Origin of the sequence: Nocardia sp. NPDC019219 (genome assembly GCF_040632645.1) — a bacterium.
Classification (GTDB): Bacteria; Actinomycetota; Actinomycetes; order Mycobacteriales; family Mycobacteriaceae; genus Nocardia; species Nocardia sputorum.
Map to the genome: position 1 here is coordinate 191,777 of NZ_JBEYCG010000006.1, position 20,632 is coordinate 212,408.

Sequence of the window (20,632 nt, forward strand, 5' to 3'; positions counted from 1 at the left end):
TACTGAGCGGCCGGAACAGGTCGCCAACCGGTTTTCGCGCGGATCGCCCCGTTCAGTGCTCGAGCACGGCGCGACGCAGCAGTTCGCCGATGCGCCGGTGGAGCAGCGCGGTGTCGTCCCCGTCGGCGACGAACTCCAGGAACAACGCCGCACCGGCCGCCAGCGCGATGACGGCCCTGGCGTCCAACTCGGAGCGCGCGCCGGGTGTGGTGTCGCCCGCGGCGAAGAGCGCGGCCGCCGGGGCGCTGAATCCGGCCCACAACCGGTGGCGCAAGTGCTGGTCCCGATCGAGTGCGGTCAACAGCCCGGGAACGGCGGCGCGCACCTCGCTGCGGGCGAACAGCTCCCGGCTGCCGCGCAGCACCCACTCGAGCCACCCCTGCCGGTCGGTTCCCTCGAACGGCTCCAGGTCGGGCGTCTCACCCAGCACGGCGTGCAGCACCAATTCGGCCTTCGATGGCCAGCGGCGAGCGATGGATGCCCGGCCGACGCCCGCGCGGGCCGCCACCGCCCGCACGCTCAGCTCGTCCCACCCCACTTCGACCAGCATCTCCCGCACGGTCGCCAGCACTCGCTGCTCGACCGACTCGTCGCGCGGCCGGCCGGCGCCCCGGTTCGCCGAGTGCGGATCCCGCGCCGTTTCCGCCATACCGCTCCTTTCCTCAATTACGATGCCAGTGGCATCGAATTTGTGCCGATGCTTCCGATGTGCGGCCATTGTCGCGTGCCCCGAAGGCGCGGCGCCGGTGGACCGAACGGCGGAATCCATGGTGACGAAGGAACGAAATGGGTGGACCGAAGGACATACCGGCGGATACCGGCACGGCAGCGCGAGAAGCGGACGCCGGCGGGGAACTGCGAGAGACGGGTCTGCGCATCGCCGTCACCGGCGGCACGGGCTATCTCGGCGCGCACACCGTCGCCGCCCTCCTGCGGGCCGGGCACCGCGTCGTGCTGCTGGTCCACCCCAGCGAATCCGTCTCGGCGGTCGTCGGCATGTTCGACACCACGCCCGAAGCGCTCGCGGTGCTGCCGGGCGACATCCGGGACCCGAAGACGGTCGAAGCGTTGCTCGACGGATGCGACGCCGTCCTGCACGCGGCGGGCGTGGTCGGCACCGATGACCGGCGCGAGCGACTGATGTGGGAGGTCAACGTCGACGCGACCGCCACCGTCCTGGCCCGCGCGACCGCGCTCGGCCTGGATCCGATCGTGCACGTCGCCAGCTACAGCGCGCTGTTTCCCAGCCCGGATCCGGTCATCACGCCCGACAGCCCGACCGCGCCGGGGCGCAGTGCCTACGGCCGCACCAAGTCGGCCGCCGACCGGATCGCGCGGGCGTTGCAGGCCGCGGGCGCTCCGGTCGTGATCACCTATCCCTCCAGCGTCGTCGGCCCCGGTCTCGGCGCCCAGGCCGGGATCACCTCCGACGGGTGGGGTGTCATCCTGCGGGCCCGCGTCGCTCCTCGGATCCGCGGTGGCATGCAGATGATCGACGTCCGGGACGTGGCCGCGGTGCACGCCGCCGTGATGAGCCCCGGCCTCGGGCCACGGCGCTATCTGTGCGGCGGCCACATGGTGGCCTTCGACGAGATCGTGGACATCCTGGAAAGCGCTGTGGGACAGCGGATCCGGCGGATTCCGGTGCCGAAGGCCGCGCTGCTCGGGCTCGGACGGCTCACCGACGCCGCCGCCCGAATCCTGCCGATCAGCGCCGGGCTCAGCTACGAGGCGGCGTGGCTGCTCACCACCGCCACGCCGACCGACGACTCCCGCACGCTGGCCGAACTCGATCTGCGCTGGCGGCCCATCCGGGAAGCGATCGTCGACTCCGTGCGTCGCGAAGCCGGTTCGCGGGCCTGACGGTCAGAGCAGCTCCCGGGAGACGGCCGCGACGAGACCACCGTCGATGACCAGGTCCTGCCCGTTGACGTAGGACGCCTCGGCGGAGGCGAGGAATGCCACGGCGTCGGCCACCTCCTCGGCGGTGCCCAACCGGCGGCTCGCCACCTCGGTGAGCACGGCGGCGTGCGCGTCGGGGCTGACGTTGTCGTGGAACATCGGGGTCTCGATGTACCCGGGACTCACCGAATTGACTCGAATTCCCCTGGGCCCCAGCTCCGCCGCGAGCGTGCGGGCCAGGTTGTGCACGGCCGCCTTGGTGGCCGCGTAGAGCGCGGCGCCGGGCAGGCCGCGGTGCAGCGTCCACGACGCGTTGATGACGACCGACGCGTGCTCCGACAGCAGCGGCAGCACTTTCTGGATGGTGAAGAACACGCCTTTGAAGTTGATGTCCACGACCCGGTCGAACTCGTCCTCGGTGATCTCGGCGCTCGGCTGGAAGGACGCGACCCCGGCGTTGGCGAAGACCACGTCGAGGCGGCCGTGCCGGTCACGGATGGCGGTGGCGAGCGCGTCGAGATCGGCGAGACGACCCGCGTCGGCGCGGATCGCGAGCACTCGCTCGTCGCCGTGCAGCGCTTCGACCGCGGCGTCCAGCCGTGTCTCGTCCCGGCCGGTGATGACCACCTGCGCGCCTTCGGCGAGCAGCCGTCGTGCGGTGGCCAGCCCCATGCCGCTCGAGCCGCCGGTGACCAGCGCGACCTTGCCGTCGAATCGGGAGATGTTGTGCGTCATGGGAATCAGCGTGCCGAAGGCCACCGCGGCCGAACAGTGTCCAGTCGACCTAGGTGTGGCACCACCAGGCTACGGTCACGCCGGGGCGGCGAGCCTGATCCGCATCAGCCCGTCGACCCGCTGCGCTGTGCCGGTGTCCGGCTGCGGGTTGTAGAGCACCAGGAACCATCCGGGACGGTCGGCCACCGCGAGGGTGGTCGTGTCGAACACCAGGTCACCGGCGTCGGGGTGACGCACCGCTTTCACGGCTTGCACGGCGGCGTCCACGTCGTGGCGGGCCCACAAGCGAGCAAATTCGGGACTCGCCGCGCTGAGTTCGCCGACCACCCGGGCGAACGCGGGATCATCGGGGGCGTGCGCCGCGTCGGCACGGAAAGCGGCCACGACCGCGGGCGCGATCGCGGTCCATTCCACGTGCATACCCCGGTATCGGGGATTGGTGAAGAAGGAGACCAGGCAGTTGTGGTCAGCGTCGCCGAACCCGAAGACCGAGCGCGCGGCATCGTTGACCCCGAGCAGATTCCAACAGCGGTCGCGCAGCACCGCCGGGCGCGCGCCCCACGCGTCGAGCAGTCGGCGCAGTTCGGGGGTGACCTCGGTGTCGCGCGCCCGGCCGGGCGGCGGGTTGAGACCGGCGAGCAGATACAGATGCGTCCGCTCCGGTCCGGACAGGCGCAGTGCCGTGCCGATCGCGTCGAGCACCTCCGCCGACACGGTGATGTCGCGGCCCTGTTCCAGCCACGTGTACCAGGACACGCCCACTCCGGCGAGCAACGCGACCTCCTCGCGCCGCAGGCCGGGTGTGCGCCGCCTGCCTCCCGTCGCCAGACCGACATCCGCCGGTGTGAGCCGCGCTCTGCGGGTACGGAGGAACTCACGCAGTTGGGCGCGCCGGTGGGGCGCCGTTGAGGTTTCGCCGGTCATACGCACGGCAACAACCGGCGCTGCGGATCAGTTCCCGAGATGCATCATCGCCAACCCCGCAGCCGACGACATCAGCTTTTTGGACGGGCCCTCCCATGCAGCCGAAATGCACTGCCACAGGGCATTAATCGTGTCCACCCGACGACCGTTGGTCTCTGAAAGCAAGCAGTGGCTGAACTCCGCTCGTGCCGATGTCGGTCGTATCTGGGGTGAATCGAGTCTCAACGGTCCAGTTGACGTGATCGGGAACGGGAATCGGCTCGGCGTAGATCTCGCGGCCGTCGACGATGGACTCGCCGAGGATATCGATGGTTTCCAGGCTTTCCAGACGCCAGACGACCCGCGCGGAGTCTCCAGGCGCTCCACCCATGTAGTCCTGCTCGCGGGATCTCGCGATCTCCAAGGCTTTGGCGATGGCATCGTCCGGGTCATCCTGAGCCTGGAAGACGAACACCGAGCGATGCATACTCGGTGGGTTCGTGGCGGAATCGCGGTCAAGAATGATCGCGTAGTTTGCCGCGCACGAGTACCAGATCCGAGCCATTGATTCAACTCTCTTCCTGCCATTCCTTGCGACGTGCAACCGGTGCTCTCTGGCCCTCATCCGCCGTTTACGGGTGCCGCCGCACCATCCCCCGCGGGATGGACTTGTCACGAACGCCCAGGCGCAACTGAGCCGCCCATACCCACAGTCCTGCCACCTCGCTACTCACCAGAAATCCCCCCTCTACCTCTACCTGGACTCCCACCCTCGCGCCAGGGAGGTGGTATTCGAAATTTGGCTTATCGGCGTGCCGGGTAGCCGCGGCGGTGAGCGGTGGGCGCGCCCGGGCGGTGTGGCCGGCCCGCCGGACTTCCCGGGCCGGGGGCCGAAACCGAGCCGCTGTCGTCGATCAGAGTTGCGCGGTCTGCTCGCACGGAGGCAGGCCGTCGGCCTGGCGGAGCACTTCGGCGACGGACTCCAGGTACAACAGCGTCCGCAGCGACACGCCGTTCACGGCTTGGCCCAGGCGGCGCAGCGCCGAATTGTCCAGGTGCGCGATCACTTCGGCGTCGTCGGCCCGGTCCGGGCCGGGATCGAAGACGAAATAGCTGGGGTCGAGCCCGAAGACATGAGCCAGCCCGGCGCGGGCCTGCTCCGGCAGCGCGGTGAGCTCTCCGCGCCGGACTTTCGCCAGGTGACCTGGCTCCAAGTCGTACCCGGCCGCGGTCACCCAGGTCTCGACCGTATCGTCGGCGAGCGGGCGTCCGTGCGCACGCTCCCACATTTCGAACGCTAGGTTCAGCCGAGCAGTGATATCGATGTCCACGACCGCCTCCACTTTTTGGCGACATAGCCTCTGACGGGTCACACGTTGACTCGACCGTAGCGTGGGAGTAGTAGATCGCCGTGATTTCACGGCAAATGTCCGGTTGCATAGGGGAGGTAACCGACTGGATCCCCGATTCACGGGGAAGGCGATGCCGAGGAGACGGGTGTGCTGCTGAGTTCCGAGGAGGCCCGCAAACGATTCGCGACCAGTCCGGTCGCGCGGTTGGCGACCGTTTCGGCGCGGCTGCGCCCGCACCTGGTGCCCATCGTGTTCGCCGTGGCCGGCGAGATCGTCTACACCAGTGTCGACGCGAAGCCGAAGACGACCACCGCGCTGCGCCGTCTGGACAACATCGCGGCGAACCCGGCGGTCGCCGTGCTCGTCGACAGCTACGACGACGACTGGACCCGGTTGTGGTGGGCCCGCGCGGACGGCGCGGCTCGTCTCGCCCACGGCGCCGAGGCGGAAGCGGCGATCCGCCGATTGACCGCGCGCTACCCCCAGTACGAGCGACAGCCGCCACCGGGACCGGTGATCGCCATCGAGGTGGCGCGCTGGTCGGGATGGTCCGCGAGCTGAGCCGGCCACGCCGGTTCCGGTACAGTCCGATTCGCCGCTTCCCGCCGCGGGAGACGGCGAGCCGGACCACCCGCCGAGTCGATCGTGAGGATCGCATGCCCTCGAATTTCGCGCTGAAGACCATGAATACGGTGCATCGCGCCCTGCTGAAACTCAGCTTCGGGAAGCTGGGCAACGATTTCTCCGGCATGCCGTCGCTCGAACTCACGACCACCGGCCGCAAGTCCGGGCGACCGCACTCGGTGATGCTCACGGCGCCGATCATCGACGGCGACACCTATGTCGTCGTCGCCTCGCGCGGCGGCGACCCCGTGCACCCGGCGTGGTTCCTGAATCTGCGTGACAATCCGGATGTCGTCGTGTCGGTGCGGAGCGGGCCGAAGACGCCGATGACGGCTCGGGTGGCCACGCCGGAGGAGCGGGCGCAGCTGTGGCCCCGGGTCACCGCCGCGCAGTCGGTGTACGCCGGGTATCAGACGAAGACCACGCGCGAGATCCCGCTTGTCCTGCTGACACCGAAGCGGTGATACCAGCGCCCGGGCGGTGACGGTCAGGCTCGATAGTCGCGCAGCACCGGAGCTGCTCCGGAGAGGGGCGCGCGAGATACACGTCATCCCGACCGGCTTCCGCTCCCGCCGAGACGGGGCCCACGTAGATCTACCCGGCTGGAGGGAGGACCGGGCGAGGCTGCGGACGCACCTGCTCGAGCTGTACGGCGATCGGGAGGATTCTCGTCTCGCCGTTCGTGGGGCCGACCAGCTGAACCGACAAGGGAAGCCCGTCGTCGCCGACACCGGCGGGCACCGAGGCGGCGGGGTGGCCGGTGACGTTCCAGATCGCGGTGTAGGCGACCATCGGAACCGAGGCGAGCTGCGCGCGCACCGTGTTCGCCCCGTCGAGCACGCCGAGCAGCGGCGGGCGGATCGCGATGGTGGGCGTCAGCAGCAGGTCGCACTCGGCGAAGATCCGATCGGCTTTGCGCCGCACCGCCTCTCCGCGCCGGATCGCCCATTCGACGACCGGCCTGCGCGCCCAGGAGCCGACCGCGATCGTCTGCTTGGTGCGGCGTTCCAGCAGTTCCGGATGGTCCACCTCGGCCAATTCGGCGCGCACCCCGCCGAAGAACTGCGGAAAGAAAGCATGCGTGGAATCCGGGTAGTGCGGGTCGATCTCCGCCACCGTGTGGCCCAGTTCGGCGAGCAGTATCGCGGTGTCGCGGACGGCGCGCACATGCTGCGGATCCGGTCGCACCGACGGGATCGGTGATTTGACGCTGTAGCCGATGCGCAACGGCCGGGCCGGTCCGCGCGCCGCCGCTTCGAACGAGGTCGCCGGTTCCGGCGCCCGGAATCGGTCGGTGCGGGTGCTGCCGCGGATCACGTCGTAGACGACGGCGGAGTCCAGCACCCCGCGGGTCAGCGGCCCGGCGACACCCAGCGCCCACCACAGGTGCTCGTTCGGGGCAAGCGGCACTCGCCCGCGTTGCGGCTTGAGGCCGAACAATCCGCAGCACGCTGCCGGGATGCGAATCGACCCGCCCCCGTCGCCGCCGAGCGCGGCGGGCACCAGCCCGGCCGCCACCGCGGCGGCGGATCCGCCGCTGGATCCACCCGCGGAGCGGCTCGGGTCCCACGGATTGCGGGCCATGCCGAAGGTGCTGGACTCGGTGAACGGCCACTGCCCGAATTCCGGCATCGAGGTCTTGCCGACGATGACCGCCCCGGCCGCGCGCAGCCTGCGCACCGCCTCGGCGTCCGTCACGGCGGGCGTCGCGTTCGCCCTGGTGCCGAAGCTGGTCACCACGCCGGCGACGTCGAATTCGTCCTTCACCGCGACCGGAACCCCGTGCAACGGGCCCACCGTGCCGCCCGCCGCGCGTTCCCGGTCCCGCTCGACGGCCTCGGCCCTGGCCTCCTCCCGCAGGATGTGGGTGAAGGCGCCGAGGTCAGCGGCGGCATCGATCCCGTCGAGCGTCGCCTCGACCAACTCCTCCGCGGACAGCGCCCCCTGGGCCAGCAGTTCGCGCTGTTCGAGCACACCCGACGAAACGACCTCTCGCAGATCCATCCGCTCGTGCTCCTTCCGGGCTCGACGCCGATGCAGGCATTCCCGACCGTATGCAGTCGAGCAACCATTCCGCAATGGATACCGCTCGCGAACCTGTCCAAGGATGGGCGATCAGAAGGACGCGGGGCCCTCGGCCGCGGCGCGGCGGCCGCGCTCGAGCAGGGAATGGGTGCGCGAGTAGCCGAAGTAGACGACCAGGCCGACCACGAGCCAGATCACGAACCGCGCCCACGTCTCCCAGGGCAGCGACCAGATCAGGTACAGCGAGAACCCGATGCCGATCAGCGGCACGACCGGCATGAACGGCAGGCGGAACTCGCGCGGCTCGTCGGGACGGGTGCGCCGCAGCACGATCACGGCCACGGACACCACGATGAACGCCATCAGGATGCCGATATTGGTCAGCTCGGCGACCACGGTGATGTCCAGCAACCCGGCCATCAGCGCCGAGCCGATGCCGACGATCCAGGTCACCCGGGTAGGCACCTTGCGAACCGGATGGGTCTTGGCGAACCACGCGGGCAACAGCCCGTCGCGGCTCATGGCGAACCAGACCCGGGTGACGCCGAGCATGAAGGTGAGCACCACGGTGACGATGCCGACGATGGCGCCGACCGCGATGATGTTCGCCACGCCCGGTTGCCCGACCGACTCGAAGGCGGTGGAGAACCCGCTGGTCGGACTGATCTCGGTGTACTTCTGCATGCCGGTCAGCACCAGGGTGGCCAGCACGTAGAGCACCATGGCGATGGCCAGCGAATAGATGATCGCCTTCGGCAGGTGCTTCTTGCCGTCGGTGGACTCCTCGGCGGCGGTGCTCATCGCGTCGTAGCCGAACACGGCGAAGAAGACGGTGGCCGCGCCCGTCCACACCGCGCCCGTGCCGAACGGGAAGTACGGGGTGTAGTTCGAGCTGTCGATGTGGAACACGCCGAGCGCGATGATCAGCACGACCAGCGCGACCTTGATGCCGACCGCGACGGTCTCGAACCGGCCGACGCTGCGGATGCCGCGCGAGAGCAGCCACGCCGTGCCGAGGCAGAACAGCACGGCGAACACGTCGACGACGTGACCCTCGCCGGTGCCCGCAGCGCCCAGCATCCAATCCGGCAGCGTGATGTCGACCTGTTCCAGCAGGAACTTGGAGTACCCGGAGACCCCGATGGCGACGACCGCCGCGACCGCGACGTACTCCAGCAGCAGATCCCAGCCGATGAACCAGCCCGCGATCTCGCCGAGCGACACGTACCCGTAGGTGTAGGCGGATCCGGCCTTGGGCACCATCCCGGCGAACTCGGCATAGCACAGCGCGGCCGCGGCGCTGGCCACGCCCGCGATGAGGAACGAGATCAGTACCGAAGGCCCGGTGACCGAGTGCGCCACCGCACCGGCCAGGGTGAAGATGCCCGCGCCGATGATGCCGCCGACGCCGATCGCGGTGAGCTGCCACAATCCGAGCGACCGCGACAGTTGCTCGTCGGCCGCGGCGGCTTCGTCCTCGACCTCGCCGAGCGGCTTGCGGCGCGTCATCTGGGCGCGTAATTGCGCGAGGGACATGCGACTCCTGTGCTTGTTTCCAGCGCCTGCGGCGCTGGGTGTTCGCGGTCCTCTTGTGGCTCGCGTGTGCGCGACCGCCGCTTGCTCCTTCGTCGCCTACGCGACGGCCGCGCAAACGCGAGCCGGGCCACGAACGGCGGATGCTCGGTCTCGCTTCGCTCGAAACCGTATGTTCGCAAGTATGGTCGCGTGGCGTCGCGAGTTGCGGCGAAAGCGTGCCAATGCTGGTGATCCGGTTCCGGTGTGCGACCCCCGGCCGCAAGTCCACCTCCGGCGGCCGATCGCTGGAAGCACGGCCACGTCACCGGCGTCTGTGGTCACTTTGCGACTGGATCCGGTTTTCCCGGACCGGGTAGCGCTCAGCGGTCGCGGCCGAAGGAGCGCAGGAAGAAGGCGATATTGGCCGGGCGTTCGGCCAACCTGCGCATGAAATAGCCGTACCACTGGTCTCCGTAGGGCACGTAGACCCGCAGCGCGTGGCCCGCTGCGGCCAGGCGACGCTGTTCGGCGTCGCGGATGCCGTGCAACATCTGGAACTCGAAATCGCCGGATTTGCGACCGCTTTCCCATACGTGGCGCAGCGCCGCATCGATCAACGCCGGGTCGTGCGTGGCGACCATCGGGTAGCCCTTGCCCTCCATCAGCACCCGCAAGCAGCGCAGATACGACTCGTCCACCGCGGAGCGGCTCTGGTAGGCCACCGACGCGGGTTCGCGATAGGCGCCTTTGCACAACCGGATCCGTGATCCGGGGCCTGCGAAGGTCCGGCAGTCCTCCTCGGTGCGCTTCAGATAGGCCTGCAGGACGGTGCCCAGCCACGGGAAGTCCAGCCGCAGTTCACGCACGATCGACAGCGTCGAGTCGGTGGTGGTGTGGTCCTCGGCGTCCACGGTCACCCAGATCCCGGCCGCCTTCGCCGCCGTGCAGATCTCGTAGGCGTGTTCGCGGGCGATGGCGTACCCGTTCTGCGGAAGCGACTGGCCCAGGGCGGAGAGCTTGAGCGACACCTCCAGCCGCGGCACCGTGGTCTCCTCCGCGGCGCGCAGCTCCGCCAGCGCCGACAGCAGCCGCAAATAATGCGCCACGGTTCCGCGGGCGTGGTCGAGATCGGTGGTGTCCTCGCCGAGGTAGTCGATGGTCACGCAGCGGCTGGAGCCGAGCAATGCCGAGGCCGTGGCGACCGCGTCGCTCTCGGTCTCACCCGCGACGAACCGGTCGACCAGCTTCTTGGTGGTGGCGGCGCGGGTGATCGCGCGCTCCACGCGCGGGGAACGGGAGGCCGCCAGCAGGGCGGGCCGCAGCAGTCCGGAGAAGGCCATCACAACTCCTGGTGCGGGTAGCGGTGGTCGGTCGCGGGAACGAAGGTTTCCTTGATCGTGCGAGCGGAGGTCCAGCGCAGCAGGTTCTGTGCCGAGCCTGCCTTGTCGTTGGTGCCGGACGCGCGCGACCCGCCGAACGGCTGCTGGCCGACGATCGCGCCGGTGGGTTTGTCGTTGACGTAGAAGTTGCCCGCCGCGAAGCGCAACCGGTCGAGGGCCGTGCCGATCGCCGTGCGGTCCCGGGCGATGACCGCGCCGGTCAAGCCGTAGGGCGAGCCCCGGTCGATGAGATCGATCGTGGCCTCGAACGAGCCCCGGGCGGAATCGTCGTAGACGTGCACGGCCAGGATCGGGCCGAAGTACTCGGTGCGGAATGCCTCGTCACCCGGGTCGTCGCCGAGCAGGACGGTGGGCTCGACGAAGTAGCCGACGCTGTCGTCGGCGTGGCCGCCCGTGGCGATGGTCAAGCCGGGGGTCGCCTTGGCGCGCGTGAGGGCGTCCGCGTTCTTGGCGAAGGCCCGCCGATCGATGAGCGCCCCGCCGAAGTGACCGAAGTCGGTGATATCGCCGTAACTGAGCGCGGCCACCCGGTCGATGAACTCGCGGCCCATCCGGTTCCACACCGACCGGGGGAGGAACGCGCGCGAGGCGGCCGAGCACTTCTGGCCTTGGTAGTCGAACGCGCCGCGGATCAGGGCCGTGGTCAGCACCTCGGGATCGGCGGAGCTGTGCGCCACGACGAAGTCCTTGCCGCCGGTCTCGCCGACCAGGCGCGGGTAGGCGTCGTAGCGGTCGAGATTCGCCGCGACGGTGCGCCAGAGGTGCCGGAAGGTCGCGGTGGAGCCGGTGAAATGGATGCCCGCGAGCCGGTGATCGGCCAGCGCTACTCGCGAGACCTCGGGGCCCGCGCCGTGCACCATGTTGATCACCCCGGGCGGCAGGCCCGCCGCCTCCAGCAGTCGCATCGTCCAGTACGCCGCCACCGACTGGGTGATCGCCGGTTTCCACACGACGGTGTTGCCCATCAGCGCGGGCGCGGTGGGCAGGTTGCCCGCGATGGCGGAGAAGTTGAACGGCGTGATCGCGTAGACGAACCCTTCGAGCGGGCGGTAGTCCATCCGATTCCACACCCCGGGGACCGACAGCGGCTGGTCGGCGAGGATCCGGCGCGCGAAGTGCACGTTGAACCGCCAGAAGTCCACCAGCTCGCACGGGGTGTCGATCTCGGCCTGGTATGCGGTCTTGGATTGCCCCAACATCGTTGCCGCCGCGATGGTTTCGCGCCACGGACCGGCCAGCAGGTCCGCGGCGCGCAAGAAGACCGCGGCGCGCTCGGCGAAGGGCAGCGCCCGCCAGTCCGGCGCCGCGGCGGTCGCCGCCGCGATGGCGTCGTGGACCTCGCCCGGTCCGGCCGTGGTGAGTGTGCCGAGCACGGCGGCGTGCCGGTGCGGCTGCACCACCGCGACGCGCTCGCCCGAACCGTGGCGGTGCGCACCGCCGATGACGTGGGCGACGTCGGTCGGCGTCGCGGCGAGTTCGGCCAGCTTCACCCGTAGGCGCGCACGTTCCGCCGTGCCCGGCGCGAAGCTGCCCACCGGTTCGTTGACCGGCGGGGGCGGGGCCACGACCGCGTCCATGAGACCTCCTGGCATTAGATGATTTTTCGGTAGATGGAAGTCAACACCGGAAAACTGCCCGGAGAATGAGTCGATCGGACAAAGATGGGGCAAGTGCGTTGTCGAGTTGGCCGAAGGGCGGGAACGTGGGCGGGGATGCTGATCAGGGTGCCGCGGAGCTCGACCTGTTCGCGCTGGCACAGATGATCGCGGACGACGCGGACGGGATGGTGTCGATCGAGGACCCGTTGTCACATGTGCTCGCGTACTCGGCGTCCGACGAGAACGCCGACGAGTTGCGCGTGCGCTCGATTCTCGGCCGGGAGGGCCCGCGCGAATATCTGAGTCTGCTGCGGCAGTGGGGCGTGTTCGATCGGCTGCGTAACACCGACGAAGTCGTCGACGTGCCCGCGCACGTCGAGCTGAACATCAAGCGCAGGTTGGTGATCGGCATCCGCCGTCCCGCGGACGCGCAGGCGGCCGGCCCGCAGCTGCTCGGCGCGATCTGGCTGCAGCAGGGTGATCGGCCGTTCGCCCCGGACGCGGCCGAGATCCTGCGCGGCGCGGCGGCCATCGCGGCACGGCTGATCTCCCGGAGCCTTGACGCGCCCACCACCGAGACGCTGCTGATCCGGCGGCTGTTCGGCGCGGGCGGCCCCGCGATCGACGCCGCGGCGGTCGCGAACGCGCTGCGCCTACCGTCGACCGGTCCGGCGGCGGTGATCGGGTTCGCGCTCGCGGCGGGCGAGCGGGCGGCGGGCGCCGAGGCGGCTGCCATAGGCGGCGTTCTGCGATTGCGGGCGGGCGCTTTTCGCGGTGACTCCGTGACCACCACGATCGGTGACCGCGTCTACGTGCTGCTGCCCGGTTACCGCTCCACGCAGGCGGTGACGGCGTGGACGCGCCAGCTGATCGACCAGTTCGAAGCCCAGCGCTCGCTGTCGCTGCGGGCGGCGATCGCCTGTCCGGTAACCGATCTCGGCCGGGTGGCCGACGCGCGCGCGGAAGTCGATCGGGTCCTGGACGGCAGCGGCGCGGCCACGCCCGCGAGCCGGGTGACCACCCTGGCCGAGGCGCGGACCGCCGTGCTGCTCGGTGAGGTGCTCGATCTCGTCGGATCGCGGGCGGAGCTGCACGATCCGCGGCTGCGCGCGCTGTTCGACTACGACCGCAAGCATTCCGCGAGCCTGCGCGACAGTGTCGAGACCTATCTGCGCGAACACGGCGACGTGCGCGCCGCCGCCGTGGCACTGTGCGTGCATCCGAACACGCTGCGCTACCGGCTTCGCCGCGTCGAGGACATCCTCGGCATGGACCTCGACGACCCCGCCGACCGCCTGCTGCTGGAGATCCAGCTCGCCCTGCACCGCCGCACACCCAAGGCCCCCCCGACGTGACGGCAGCCGACCATCAGGCGTGCCGCACACACCGATGCGGACGATCTACCTATCGGCTCACGATCGAGGCGTGGCCGCCTCATGGGGGCGCACCATCGCCGGTGCCGAAAGAAATCGGGGATGCCGCCGTGACTTCGGCACGGGTAGCGTGACCGGATCGGAGTCGGCCCGTCACCTGACCCGCATCGACGTGGCCGCACAGGTTGTCCGGCAGTTCCGGACTACGCTGAGTCGCGATGTGGCTGGGCGGAGGCCTGAGTGAGGAAGAACCGCGGGGTTCGGGGACAGCGCTGGCGGGAGCAGTGATGGATCGTTCGGAGTCGGGAACCGTCAGGCAGGGTGACTGGTTCGTCCTGACGTCACCGGCGTGGGAGCCGAACGAGTCGGAGCAATCGCCCCCGCCTCGGACGATCGTCGGACGCTGGAAGATAGGCGCCGACGGACGGGTAGGACCGTTCGAACCGAACCCCGCGTATCTGCCGCCCGACGAACAGTCGCCGACCGATCCGCTGGACGCGTTGCTTCATCTGATCCATGCCGGGGACGCGGACGCCGGCGCCGAACTCGTGCCGACCTTGCGGCAGTCGGTGGTGGAGATCGGTTGCGACGAACACGGCCGGCCGGTCATCGACAAGGCACCGGACGATGTGCCCTGTGTCCTCGTCGTTACTGCGCACGCGCAGAAGTTCGGCCCGCCGGTGCAGCGGTGGCTCCGGCTGGTGGGGGATGAGTTGCCTGCCGTCATACCGCCGGGCGTCGACATCCTTCTCAATGCCAACGGTCGTGCGGCGTTCCGGCTGCGGGCCGAAGCTCTGCACCGCGACGGGTCGGCAACGCGGGATTAGCGATGCTGTCCGCTAAATGGAAGTGGGTGGCGGAGCGGCTCGCCCTGCAATTGCGGCACGCGGGCGAGGGCCTGTCCAGGCGGGTCCCGGGAGATGAGCTGCGCGAAGCGGTCAGTCGCTACGTGGAGACCGATTCCGCCGAGGCGTTACGGTTCCATCCGTTCTTCCAGACGATTGATCCCGCGACGATCGACCCGAAAGACGTGGAGTCCGTTCGCCTGATCGGCCGCATGGGATCGTACCAGGACGAATTCCGGACGATTGTCGACCTAGGAGTTGCGTTCCCCCTGTCGAAAGAGGACGCCAGGAGGTACAAGGCATGGGCGGGAGCGGACTCCATGGACATGTTCCGGTCTTTCTACTACGAGCTCGGCGAGTACAAGGAGAATTACGGTGTGACGTCCGGGTCGCAGCCTCGAGTGCCCTGGGCTGTGCCGTTCCGTGACAAGCCGCCAGTCCTGGCCATCAACGCCAGTCTTGCGTCACCGCGGCTCGACGACATCGACGCAGCGCCGGTCGACAATGTCCTCCTGCAAGTGCGCGCGGGCCGCAAGCGGGAGACCGTCGCCGTCGGTGAAGCCGACTACGCCCGCATCCTGGCTGGAAACAAGTATTTCCAACGGGCTGTCGAGCAGAACGGCGGGACGGTGGCCTTGCTGTCTCACGCGCCGCTCTCCGATGTGGGCGCCCGCGCGGCCAAGATTCTGCATTCCGAGGCCGGAGTGACCGAAGTCCACGCCAACACCGGCTACCTGGAACTAGGGCAAAGCGGGGAGGGTATGGGCCCCGGTACGGCCAGGTCCGCCGATTTGAAGGTGCACAGTTCGGACGGACAGTCGCCGTGGGCACTGCACAAACCGGGGGCACCACCCTGACGTTCGGTAATGATCGAGGATGTTCGCCCGGTGGCAGCGGAGCCGCCATGGCTCGAATCCCGGGGAATACCGGCACTCGCCTCCGGTCGTCGCGGTGCCCGCCTATCGGGAAGGCGGGCGACGAGGGCGGCACCCGTTGCGGGTGGTCTGAAGACGCGTGAAAGACGCCTCCTGGCACCGCGGCGCCGTCCGGCTCCGACCGCGCCGACAGGCCAGGGACCTGCGCCGACGCGAATCGGCGATTGACCGGCCCGCTGCGCGATACGCCTGCCGAAGGGATCGCCGCGGCCTACAGTTGAGCGCAGAACCCGGGTCACGGCCCCGGGAAGGCGTTCGGCTCGGTCCGCGCCGGACACCCTCCGGGTCCCCGTCACGGAGGACGAGATGACGACGCGACGTCAGACGCTCGAGGTGGGGTCGCGATTCGGGCCGTACCGCCTGGATCGCCTGATCGGTCGTGGCGGCATGGGGGAAGTGTTCGAGGCCTACGACACCGTCAAGGACCGCACCATCGCCCTGAAGGTGCTGCCCGAGCGGCTGCACGACGATCCGGTGTTCCGGGAACGGTTCCGGCGCGAATCGCATGTCGCGGCGCGTTTGCAGGAACCGCACATCATCCCGATCCACGATTACGGCGAGATCGACGGCCGGCTCTTCATCGATATGCGCCTGGTCGGTGGCGACAGCCTGCGCGCGCTGCTGACCGAGCGGGCGCCGCTGGAGCCGGAGCGGGCGGTCGCGATCATCCGGCAGGTCGCCGCGGCACTGGACGCCGCACACGCCGACGGTTTGGTGCACCGCGACATCAAGCCGGACAACATCCTGCTCACCGCGGACGGCTTCGCCTACCTGGTGGACTTCGGGATCGCGCAGTCGGCCACGTGGGAGAGCCTCACCAGCACCGGTTCGGCGATCGGATCGTTCCACTACATGGCACCGGAGCGGTTCCACTCCCGCGCCGTGACCCCCGCCGCCGACGTCTATGCCCTGACCTGCGTGCTGTACGAATGCCTCACCGGTTCGCGGCCGTTCCCGAAGGACACCGAAGCCCAGATCATCTCCGCGCACCTGTTCGAGCCGCCGCCGCGCCCGCACGAGTGCCGTCCCGGACTGCCCGCCCGATTGGACGAGGTGATCGCGCGCGGCATGGCCAAGGACCCGCAGGCCCGGTACGCCACGGCAGGAGAGCTCGGCGCGGCCGCGCAGGCGGCGGTCGCCTCGAGCCGCTCACCGGAGACGCCGACGGAGCCGGAGGACAAAGGTCCGCCGACCACAGCGGGCCCGCCGGGGGACCGATCGGGCGCGACGACCGGCCTGCGCAGCCGGGACGGCGGCCGACCCCGCCGCCGACGGGTGCTTCGCGTGCTCGCCTTGCTGGGCGTCGTCCTTCTGGCCGCCGCGCTCGGCTTGCTCGGCTGGGAGTCGACCCGGCCCACCACCGGCGCCGCGGTTCCCGACGCGAGCGCGCCCGACGGCCCGGACATCGACCTGCTGTCCCTGGTGGGCCCGTCTGGTTACAAACGCGCCAACTGTGTGCACGAGAACCCCGCTTCGCCGACCGTCGCCGTGGTGTTCTGCGCCGCGAATCCGGCCGCGAGCGATCCCGCCGCGCGGTTCCTGCGGTTTCGCACCGTCGACCAGTTGCGCGGCTACATCTCCTCCTTGCTGACCGGTCTGCAGGGACGAAATTGCCCCGGAGATCCGCCGGGGCAGGATGGACCGATGCTGCGCGACGGCGCGGAAGTCGGCCGCAAATCGTGTTTCCTGAGCAAGGTGGACGATCCCGCCGCGCCGCGCCCGGCGCTGCTGGTGACGGACGAGCAGGCGTTGGCCGCCGCGGTGTACCTCTGGGATCCGGCCGACCAGCGGTACCGCGATTATGTGGCCGCACGCAACGGTTTCGGGTTTCGTACTCCCGACACCGCCCGGGATCCGGACTATTTCACCCAGGCCGATCGTGCGGTGCTGAACCACCTGGCCGGTGATTTCGGTCCGGCCAATTGCCGCCACGCCGATCCGCCGCCCGGCCCGGTGGACGCGATGCTGGCCTGCGGCACGAAGGCCGGGTTCCCAGCGGCGGAATTCTTCGGCTTCCCGGACCAGGAGTCCGCGATGTACCTGTACGAGGCGAACCGCGGCCAGTTCTCGGGGCATGTGTGCGGCAGCGGCGACCCGGGCGACGACGCCTGGCGACAGAACGGCAACGTCCTCGGCCGCTTCTTCTGCTACCCGAACACCGATCCCGCACTGGGACCCAGTTGCCTGTTCGTGGTCCACCAGAAGTTCGCTATCGCCGGGCATTTCTGCACGTTGCGCGCCGATCATCCGGATCAGGGACCGAAGAACGAAGCCGACCTGACGGCGTGGTTCCACCGGTACTTCGGCTAGTGCGTCGACCATGAATGTTCGCAGCGAACGCCGCAACGCTGGGGCCGGTCACGAATCCGCACGACCGCCGCCTGACCGGCAAAAGTTCGTGGTCAACGCACTCACCCGCGGATGGACCAGTCCCTACCGGTCGCGTGCGGCGTCGGCTTCGGTCTCTTTCGGGATCGTCCGCCACATGGGCGCCGGACGCGCGCCCTGCCGGTGCAGTTCCAGCAGGCGCGGCCGGGCACGGGCCCAGAACAGGCGGACGATCCTGCCTTGTGCCTCGGCTGCTCCGACCACCGGGCGTGTCGATTCGGCGCTCGTCACCAGAAGCTCACCCAGCCGTTGCTTTCGCACGTCCGAGGGCGGATGGGAACCGAGTTGACGAGCCTCCTCCGCGCCGGTCTCCAGCAGCGACAACGCGCGATCCATCACGTCCACGACATCGAAGTACAAGCCGATACCCAGGAAGGCGCCTACCAGGTCGACGTTGTCGGCATCGCCGAAACCGGCTGTCGCGAGAATGCCCAAGCTGATCTCGTCGGCCAGCAGCTCCTGTTGCCAGGAGTGCGTGAGTGATTCGACATCGGGGACCGGCAGCATTTCCGCGCGCGGCGTCGCTGCACGGGCGTGCACCAGAAGGTGCGCGTACGCGTGCCCCAGGACGAAACGGAGGAGGGAATCACGCAGGTCCGCGGCGAAGTCGAGCTGACCACCCGGCAGCCCGCCGAGTGCGTGGCCGACGACGCTGCCGGTCATGGCGTAAGCGCTGACGATCTCGGCGAAGCGCGCGGCGAGCATCGGCTCGGCATCCAGTCGCTCGGCCGCTGCGGACTCGTCGAAGACGAAGCTGGTTCTGCCGTTCTCATCCGCGCGCCGCTGCGGCAGAGCCGACAGGACCGCTTCGCCGAACTTGAACGCGAACAGCGCCAGCTCGTCTTCGATGAGCATCAGGCAGGTGCCCCGAGCGTCCCAATGGCCCGGCACGGGTGCGAGCACCGCGTCGAGCCGACCCGTCCGGAGGTGGCCGACGAGCGGGCGGGGGAATTCGGCCACCTCGGCCCGCAACGCGCTCTCGGTCCAGTCCAGCACCTCGGAGAACAGGTCGCCCATGTCCCGCGGATCGCGACCCAGATGCACCGTCGCCGCGCGCGGATCGTCGGCTCGCTCGACGCGGAGAAAGCGATCCAGTTCGGTTCCCAGAGCGGCCGGGTCGACTCGAGCGCGGGCGCCGAGCAGGGCGTCGGTCCGCGCCAGCAGATTTCGGTAGTAGTGCGACGCGGCCTCATCGGGGTGTAGCGACCCCGGATCGAGCGGGGGCTCGGTTGCCGGCACTTCTTTCGGGATGGTTCGCCAGGTACGGGCCGGTCGCACGCCACGCTCGCGGAGGTCGAGCAGGCGCGGTCGCGTGCGCTCCCACAGCAGGCGCACGACGTCCGCTTGCACCTCGGCGTTTCTCAGCGCCGCCCGAAACCGTTCGGCCTTCTCCCGCTCGTCCGTGCCGTCGGCGCGAGCCAGCTGCTCGAGCGACTCCCGCAATCGTCGCCTGCGCAGATAGGACGGTGGGTGCGAGCCCAGCTGGCGGACGTTCTCGTCGCCGGTTTCCAGGAGGGACACCGCGCGATCCATGACGTCCAGGGCATCGAAGAACAGGCTGATGCCCAGAAAACTCAACTCGACCGGATATTCGCCGGTGCAGTTGAGCGCCAGGCTCATGCCGATGAAGTCGGCTTCGAGCTCCTGCTTCCACGAGTAGGTCAGCGTGCCGACATCGTCGATCGGCAGGACGCCTCGGCTCGACGCCGTCTTGTGCAGATGGCCGAGCAGGATGTGCCCGTATTCGTGGCCGATCACGAAGTTTTCCAGGGACTGTCCCAACATGTTCGCGAAGTTGAGGTAGCCCGGCGGCAGCATGGGATAGGACTCGGTCCGATCGAACCGGCCGGTCACGGCGTAACCGGTGACGGCGTCGACGAAACGAGCGAGGACATCCGGATCGGACTCGATCCGCTCGGTCACGGCGGACACGCCGAGCCGATAGTCGTGCAGATGTCCGTCGTGCACGGGGCCGCGCGGGATCGCCCAGGCGACCGCCGCGCTCAGCTTGTGCCAGAACTGCTCCATCTGGTCCTCGACGAGCACCAGGTAGGCATCCGAACGGCCCGGCGTCAGCGTGCAGACGGCATTGAGCTGCCCGGTTCGCAGCGGACGCACCAACGGGCGCCCGCCGACCCGGGCCAAGCCGTCCGGGAACATGGTCGGTATGGCCGCTTCGATCCGGTCCTGGATTCTGCTCAGCTGCTCGACTTCGATCTCGTCGCGGCCCGCGCGACCGCGCATGAACTGGGCGACCACCCGCTCCGCCTCGGCCCGTATTTCCGGGGTGACCTCGGGGGCCGCGTAGTCCCGCAGGATCCGTTCGAGGAGTTCCGTAGCCAGGGCCTGGAATTCGGCCAGGTCGGCTCCGGCGAGATCGCCGGGCTCGGGCTCCTCCAGTGCCGCCCGCAGCTGCTCGTAATACCGCTGTGCTGCTCGCTGGGCGTCACCGTGCACCTATGCGCCGCCCTCGGGAGCCGGATCGCCATCAATCGTCTCGACCGCGATGTCCGCCGTCTCTATAGCGATGTCCGCGCCGAACCTCTCGGTCACCGTTCGAGTGACCTCCTCCGCGCTGCCGCCGCTGGAAAGCAACTGCGGCAGGGTCGATACCACTTTGCCGAACATGCCTTCCGGCTCCCTGACCTCCACGGTCACCTTGCCGTCGACGGTGACGATCACGACGGTGCCGTACACGACATCCGGGGTGCGGTAGAACGCTTTCGGGGCGCCCGGCCGCAGGTCGATCACCTGACCGCCTTTGCGCTGCTCCAAGATGTGCAAGACCGCGCCGACGGCGGCCGCCGCACCGATCAGCAGCAGGGTCACGGTCGTGACCGGCTCGATCCCGCGGCGCGGGAACTCCTGCACCTCGACGCCGTGGGCCGCTGCCAGCGCGCGAGCCGACGGCACATCCCACGGGTCCAGGACGACGGCCTGCGTCCGCGACGGCTCGTTCACCGAAATTCCCCCTGCGCGAAAAGAATCGAGTCGAATTATCAGCGTGCCATATCTCGGTGTTCTGCGCGACCTCGCC

The 20,632-nt window shown here is 69.3% G+C and carries 18 protein-coding genes; 7 read left to right on the forward strand and 11 right to left on the reverse strand.

The features are described from left to right. Positions 1 to 52 precede the first annotated feature (52 nt). Complete coding sequence (locus ABZ552_RS14320) at positions 53 to 649, reverse strand: helix-turn-helix domain-containing protein (RefSeq protein WP_357437394.1); 597 nt, start codon at positions 647 to 649, stop codon at positions 53 to 55. Between the two features lie 221 nt (positions 650 to 870). Here ABZ552_RS14320 and ABZ552_RS14325 point away from each other — a divergent pair, with 221 nt between their 5' ends. Next, a complete protein-coding gene (locus ABZ552_RS14325; protein ID WP_357437659.1) occupies positions 871 to 1,863 on the forward strand; it encodes an NAD-dependent epimerase/dehydratase family protein in 993 nt (330 codons plus the stop codon). A gap of 3 nt (positions 1,864 to 1,866) precedes the next feature. Here the strand turns inward: ABZ552_RS14325 and ABZ552_RS14330 are convergent, their stop codons facing one another. The 4 genes from ABZ552_RS14330 to ABZ552_RS14345 all read right to left on the reverse strand — a co-directional run bounded on the left by ABZ552_RS14330 (position 1,867) and on the right by ABZ552_RS14345 (position 4,871). Then, positions 1,867 to 2,637 carry a glucose 1-dehydrogenase gene (locus tag ABZ552_RS14330; protein WP_281873835.1) on the reverse strand — a complete coding sequence of 257 codons (771 nt, stop codon included), beginning with the start codon at positions 2,635 to 2,637 and terminating at the stop codon, positions 1,867 to 1,869. Between the two features lie 75 nt (positions 2,638 to 2,712). Beyond that, complete coding sequence (locus ABZ552_RS14335) at positions 2,713 to 3,561, reverse strand: helix-turn-helix transcriptional regulator (RefSeq protein ID WP_281873833.1); 849 nt, start codon at positions 3,559 to 3,561, stop codon at positions 2,713 to 2,715. A gap of 124 nt (positions 3,562 to 3,685) precedes the next feature. Next, a complete protein-coding gene (locus tag ABZ552_RS14340; RefSeq protein ID WP_281873831.1) occupies positions 3,686 to 4,105 on the reverse strand; it encodes a hypothetical protein in 420 nt (139 codons plus the stop codon). A 349-nt stretch (positions 4,106 to 4,454) separates the two neighbouring features. Next, positions 4,455 to 4,871, reverse strand: a complete 417-nt coding sequence (locus ABZ552_RS14345; RefSeq protein ID WP_281873829.1) for a hypothetical protein — start codon at positions 4,869 to 4,871, stop codon at positions 4,455 to 4,457. Positions 4,872 to 5,045: 174 nt separating this feature from the next. Between ABZ552_RS14345 and ABZ552_RS14350 the strand changes: the two genes are divergently transcribed. Together ABZ552_RS14350 and ABZ552_RS14355 are read left to right on the forward strand one after the other, a co-directional pair. Continuing rightward, entirely contained in the window at positions 5,046 to 5,453 is a 408-nt protein-coding gene (locus ABZ552_RS14350; RefSeq protein WP_281881032.1) for a TIGR03668 family PPOX class F420-dependent oxidoreductase, read from the forward strand. A gap of 95 nt (positions 5,454 to 5,548) precedes the next feature. Further along, positions 5,549 to 5,980, forward strand: a complete 432-nt coding sequence (locus ABZ552_RS14355; protein WP_281918875.1) for a nitroreductase/quinone reductase family protein — start codon at positions 5,549 to 5,551, stop codon at positions 5,978 to 5,980. 130 nt (positions 5,981 to 6,110) lie between these two features. On the opposite strand, the gene ABZ552_RS14360 is transcribed toward ABZ552_RS14355, so the two are convergent. From ABZ552_RS14360 to pruA, 4 genes are all read right to left on the reverse strand, one after another. After that, positions 6,111 to 7,520, reverse strand: a complete 1,410-nt coding sequence (locus ABZ552_RS14360) for an amidase (protein WP_281873825.1) — start codon at positions 7,518 to 7,520, stop codon at positions 6,111 to 6,113. A 111-nt stretch (positions 7,521 to 7,631) separates the two neighbouring features. Further along, a complete protein-coding gene (locus ABZ552_RS14365) occupies positions 7,632 to 9,077 on the reverse strand; it encodes an amino acid permease (protein WP_357437399.1) in 1,446 nt (481 codons plus the stop codon). Between the two features lie 359 nt (positions 9,078 to 9,436). Next, a complete protein-coding gene (locus ABZ552_RS14370; protein WP_281873822.1) occupies positions 9,437 to 10,396 on the reverse strand; it encodes a proline dehydrogenase family protein in 960 nt (319 codons plus the stop codon). Then, on the reverse strand, positions 10,396 to 12,033 hold the full coding sequence (gene pruA / locus ABZ552_RS14375; RefSeq protein ID WP_357437403.1) for an L-glutamate gamma-semialdehyde dehydrogenase: 1,638 nt from the start codon (positions 12,031 to 12,033) through the stop codon (positions 10,396 to 10,398). Before pruA ends, ABZ552_RS14370 begins: the two co-directional genes overlap by 1 nt. 125 nt (positions 12,034 to 12,158) lie before the next feature. Here pruA and ABZ552_RS14380 point away from each other — a divergent pair, with 125 nt between their 5' ends. The 4 genes from ABZ552_RS14380 to ABZ552_RS14395 all read left to right on the forward strand — a co-directional run bounded on the left by ABZ552_RS14380 (position 12,159) and on the right by ABZ552_RS14395 (position 17,517). After that, positions 12,159 to 13,409: a helix-turn-helix domain-containing protein gene (locus ABZ552_RS14380; RefSeq protein WP_357437406.1), complete on the forward strand. Its 1,251-nt coding sequence runs from the start codon at positions 12,159 to 12,161 to the stop codon at positions 13,407 to 13,409. Positions 13,410 to 13,714: 305 nt separating this feature from the next. Continuing rightward, the gene (locus ABZ552_RS14385) at positions 13,715 to 14,254 is read left to right on the forward strand and encodes a type VII secretion system-associated protein (protein WP_281873819.1); all 540 of its coding nucleotides are present in this window, start codon (positions 13,715 to 13,717) and stop codon (positions 14,252 to 14,254) included. A gap of 26 nt (positions 14,255 to 14,280) precedes the next feature. Next, positions 14,281 to 15,129 (forward strand): hypothetical protein, encoded by an 849-nt coding sequence (locus ABZ552_RS14390; protein WP_357437409.1) that lies wholly within the window; start codon positions 14,281 to 14,283, stop codon positions 15,127 to 15,129. A gap of 384 nt (positions 15,130 to 15,513) precedes the next feature. Next, a complete protein-coding gene (locus ABZ552_RS14395; RefSeq protein ID WP_357437412.1) occupies positions 15,514 to 17,517 on the forward strand; it encodes a serine/threonine-protein kinase in 2,004 nt (667 codons plus the stop codon). A 123-nt stretch (positions 17,518 to 17,640) separates the two neighbouring features. Here ABZ552_RS14395 and ABZ552_RS14400 read toward each other — a convergent pair whose 3' ends face one another. Further along, the gene (locus ABZ552_RS14400) at positions 17,641 to 20,052 is read right to left on the reverse strand and encodes a hypothetical protein (protein ID WP_357437415.1); all 2,412 of its coding nucleotides are present in this window, start codon (positions 20,050 to 20,052) and stop codon (positions 17,641 to 17,643) included. Further along, positions 20,053 to 20,556 (reverse strand): hypothetical protein, encoded by a 504-nt coding sequence (locus ABZ552_RS14405; protein ID WP_281873812.1) that lies wholly within the window; start codon positions 20,554 to 20,556, stop codon positions 20,053 to 20,055. It lies immediately after the preceding gene. Positions 20,557 to 20,632: the final 76 nt, after the last annotated feature.

Bases quoted from the DNA above. Each gene is read 5' to 3' on its own strand.
- ABZ552_RS14320 (WP_357437394.1), bottom strand. From the start codon at position 649: ATGGCGGAAACGGCGCGGGATCCGCACTCGGCGAACCGGGGCGCCGGC.
- ABZ552_RS14330 (WP_281873835.1), bottom strand. From the start codon at position 2,637: ATGACGCACAACATCTCCCGATTCGACGGCAAGGTCGCGCTGGTCACC.
- ABZ552_RS14335 (WP_281873833.1), bottom strand. From the start codon at position 3,561: ATGACCGGCGAAACCTCAACGGCGCCCCACCGGCGCGCCCAACTGCGT.
- ABZ552_RS14340 (WP_281873831.1), bottom strand. From the start codon at position 4,105: ATGGCTCGGATCTGGTACTCGTGCGCGGCAAACTACGCGATCATTCTT.
- ABZ552_RS14355 (WP_281918875.1), top strand. From the start codon at position 5,549: ATGCCCTCGAATTTCGCGCTGAAGACCATGAATACGGTGCATCGCGCC.
- ABZ552_RS14360 (WP_281873825.1), bottom strand. From the start codon at position 7,520: ATGGATCTGCGAGAGGTCGTTTCGTCGGGTGTGCTCGAACAGCGCGAA.
- ABZ552_RS14365 (WP_357437399.1), bottom strand. From the start codon at position 9,077: ATGTCCCTCGCGCAATTACGCGCCCAGATGACGCGCCGCAAGCCGCTC.
- ABZ552_RS14370 (WP_281873822.1), bottom strand. From the start codon at position 10,396: ATGGCCTTCTCCGGACTGCTGCGGCCCGCCCTGCTGGCGGCCTCCCGT.
- pruA (WP_357437403.1), bottom strand. From the start codon at position 12,033: ATGGACGCGGTCGTGGCCCCGCCCCCGCCGGTCAACGAACCGGTGGGC.
- ABZ552_RS14385 (WP_281873819.1), top strand. From the start codon at position 13,715: ATGGATCGTTCGGAGTCGGGAACCGTCAGGCAGGGTGACTGGTTCGTC.
- ABZ552_RS14395 (WP_357437412.1), top strand. From the start codon at position 15,514: ATGACGACGCGACGTCAGACGCTCGAGGTGGGGTCGCGATTCGGGCCG.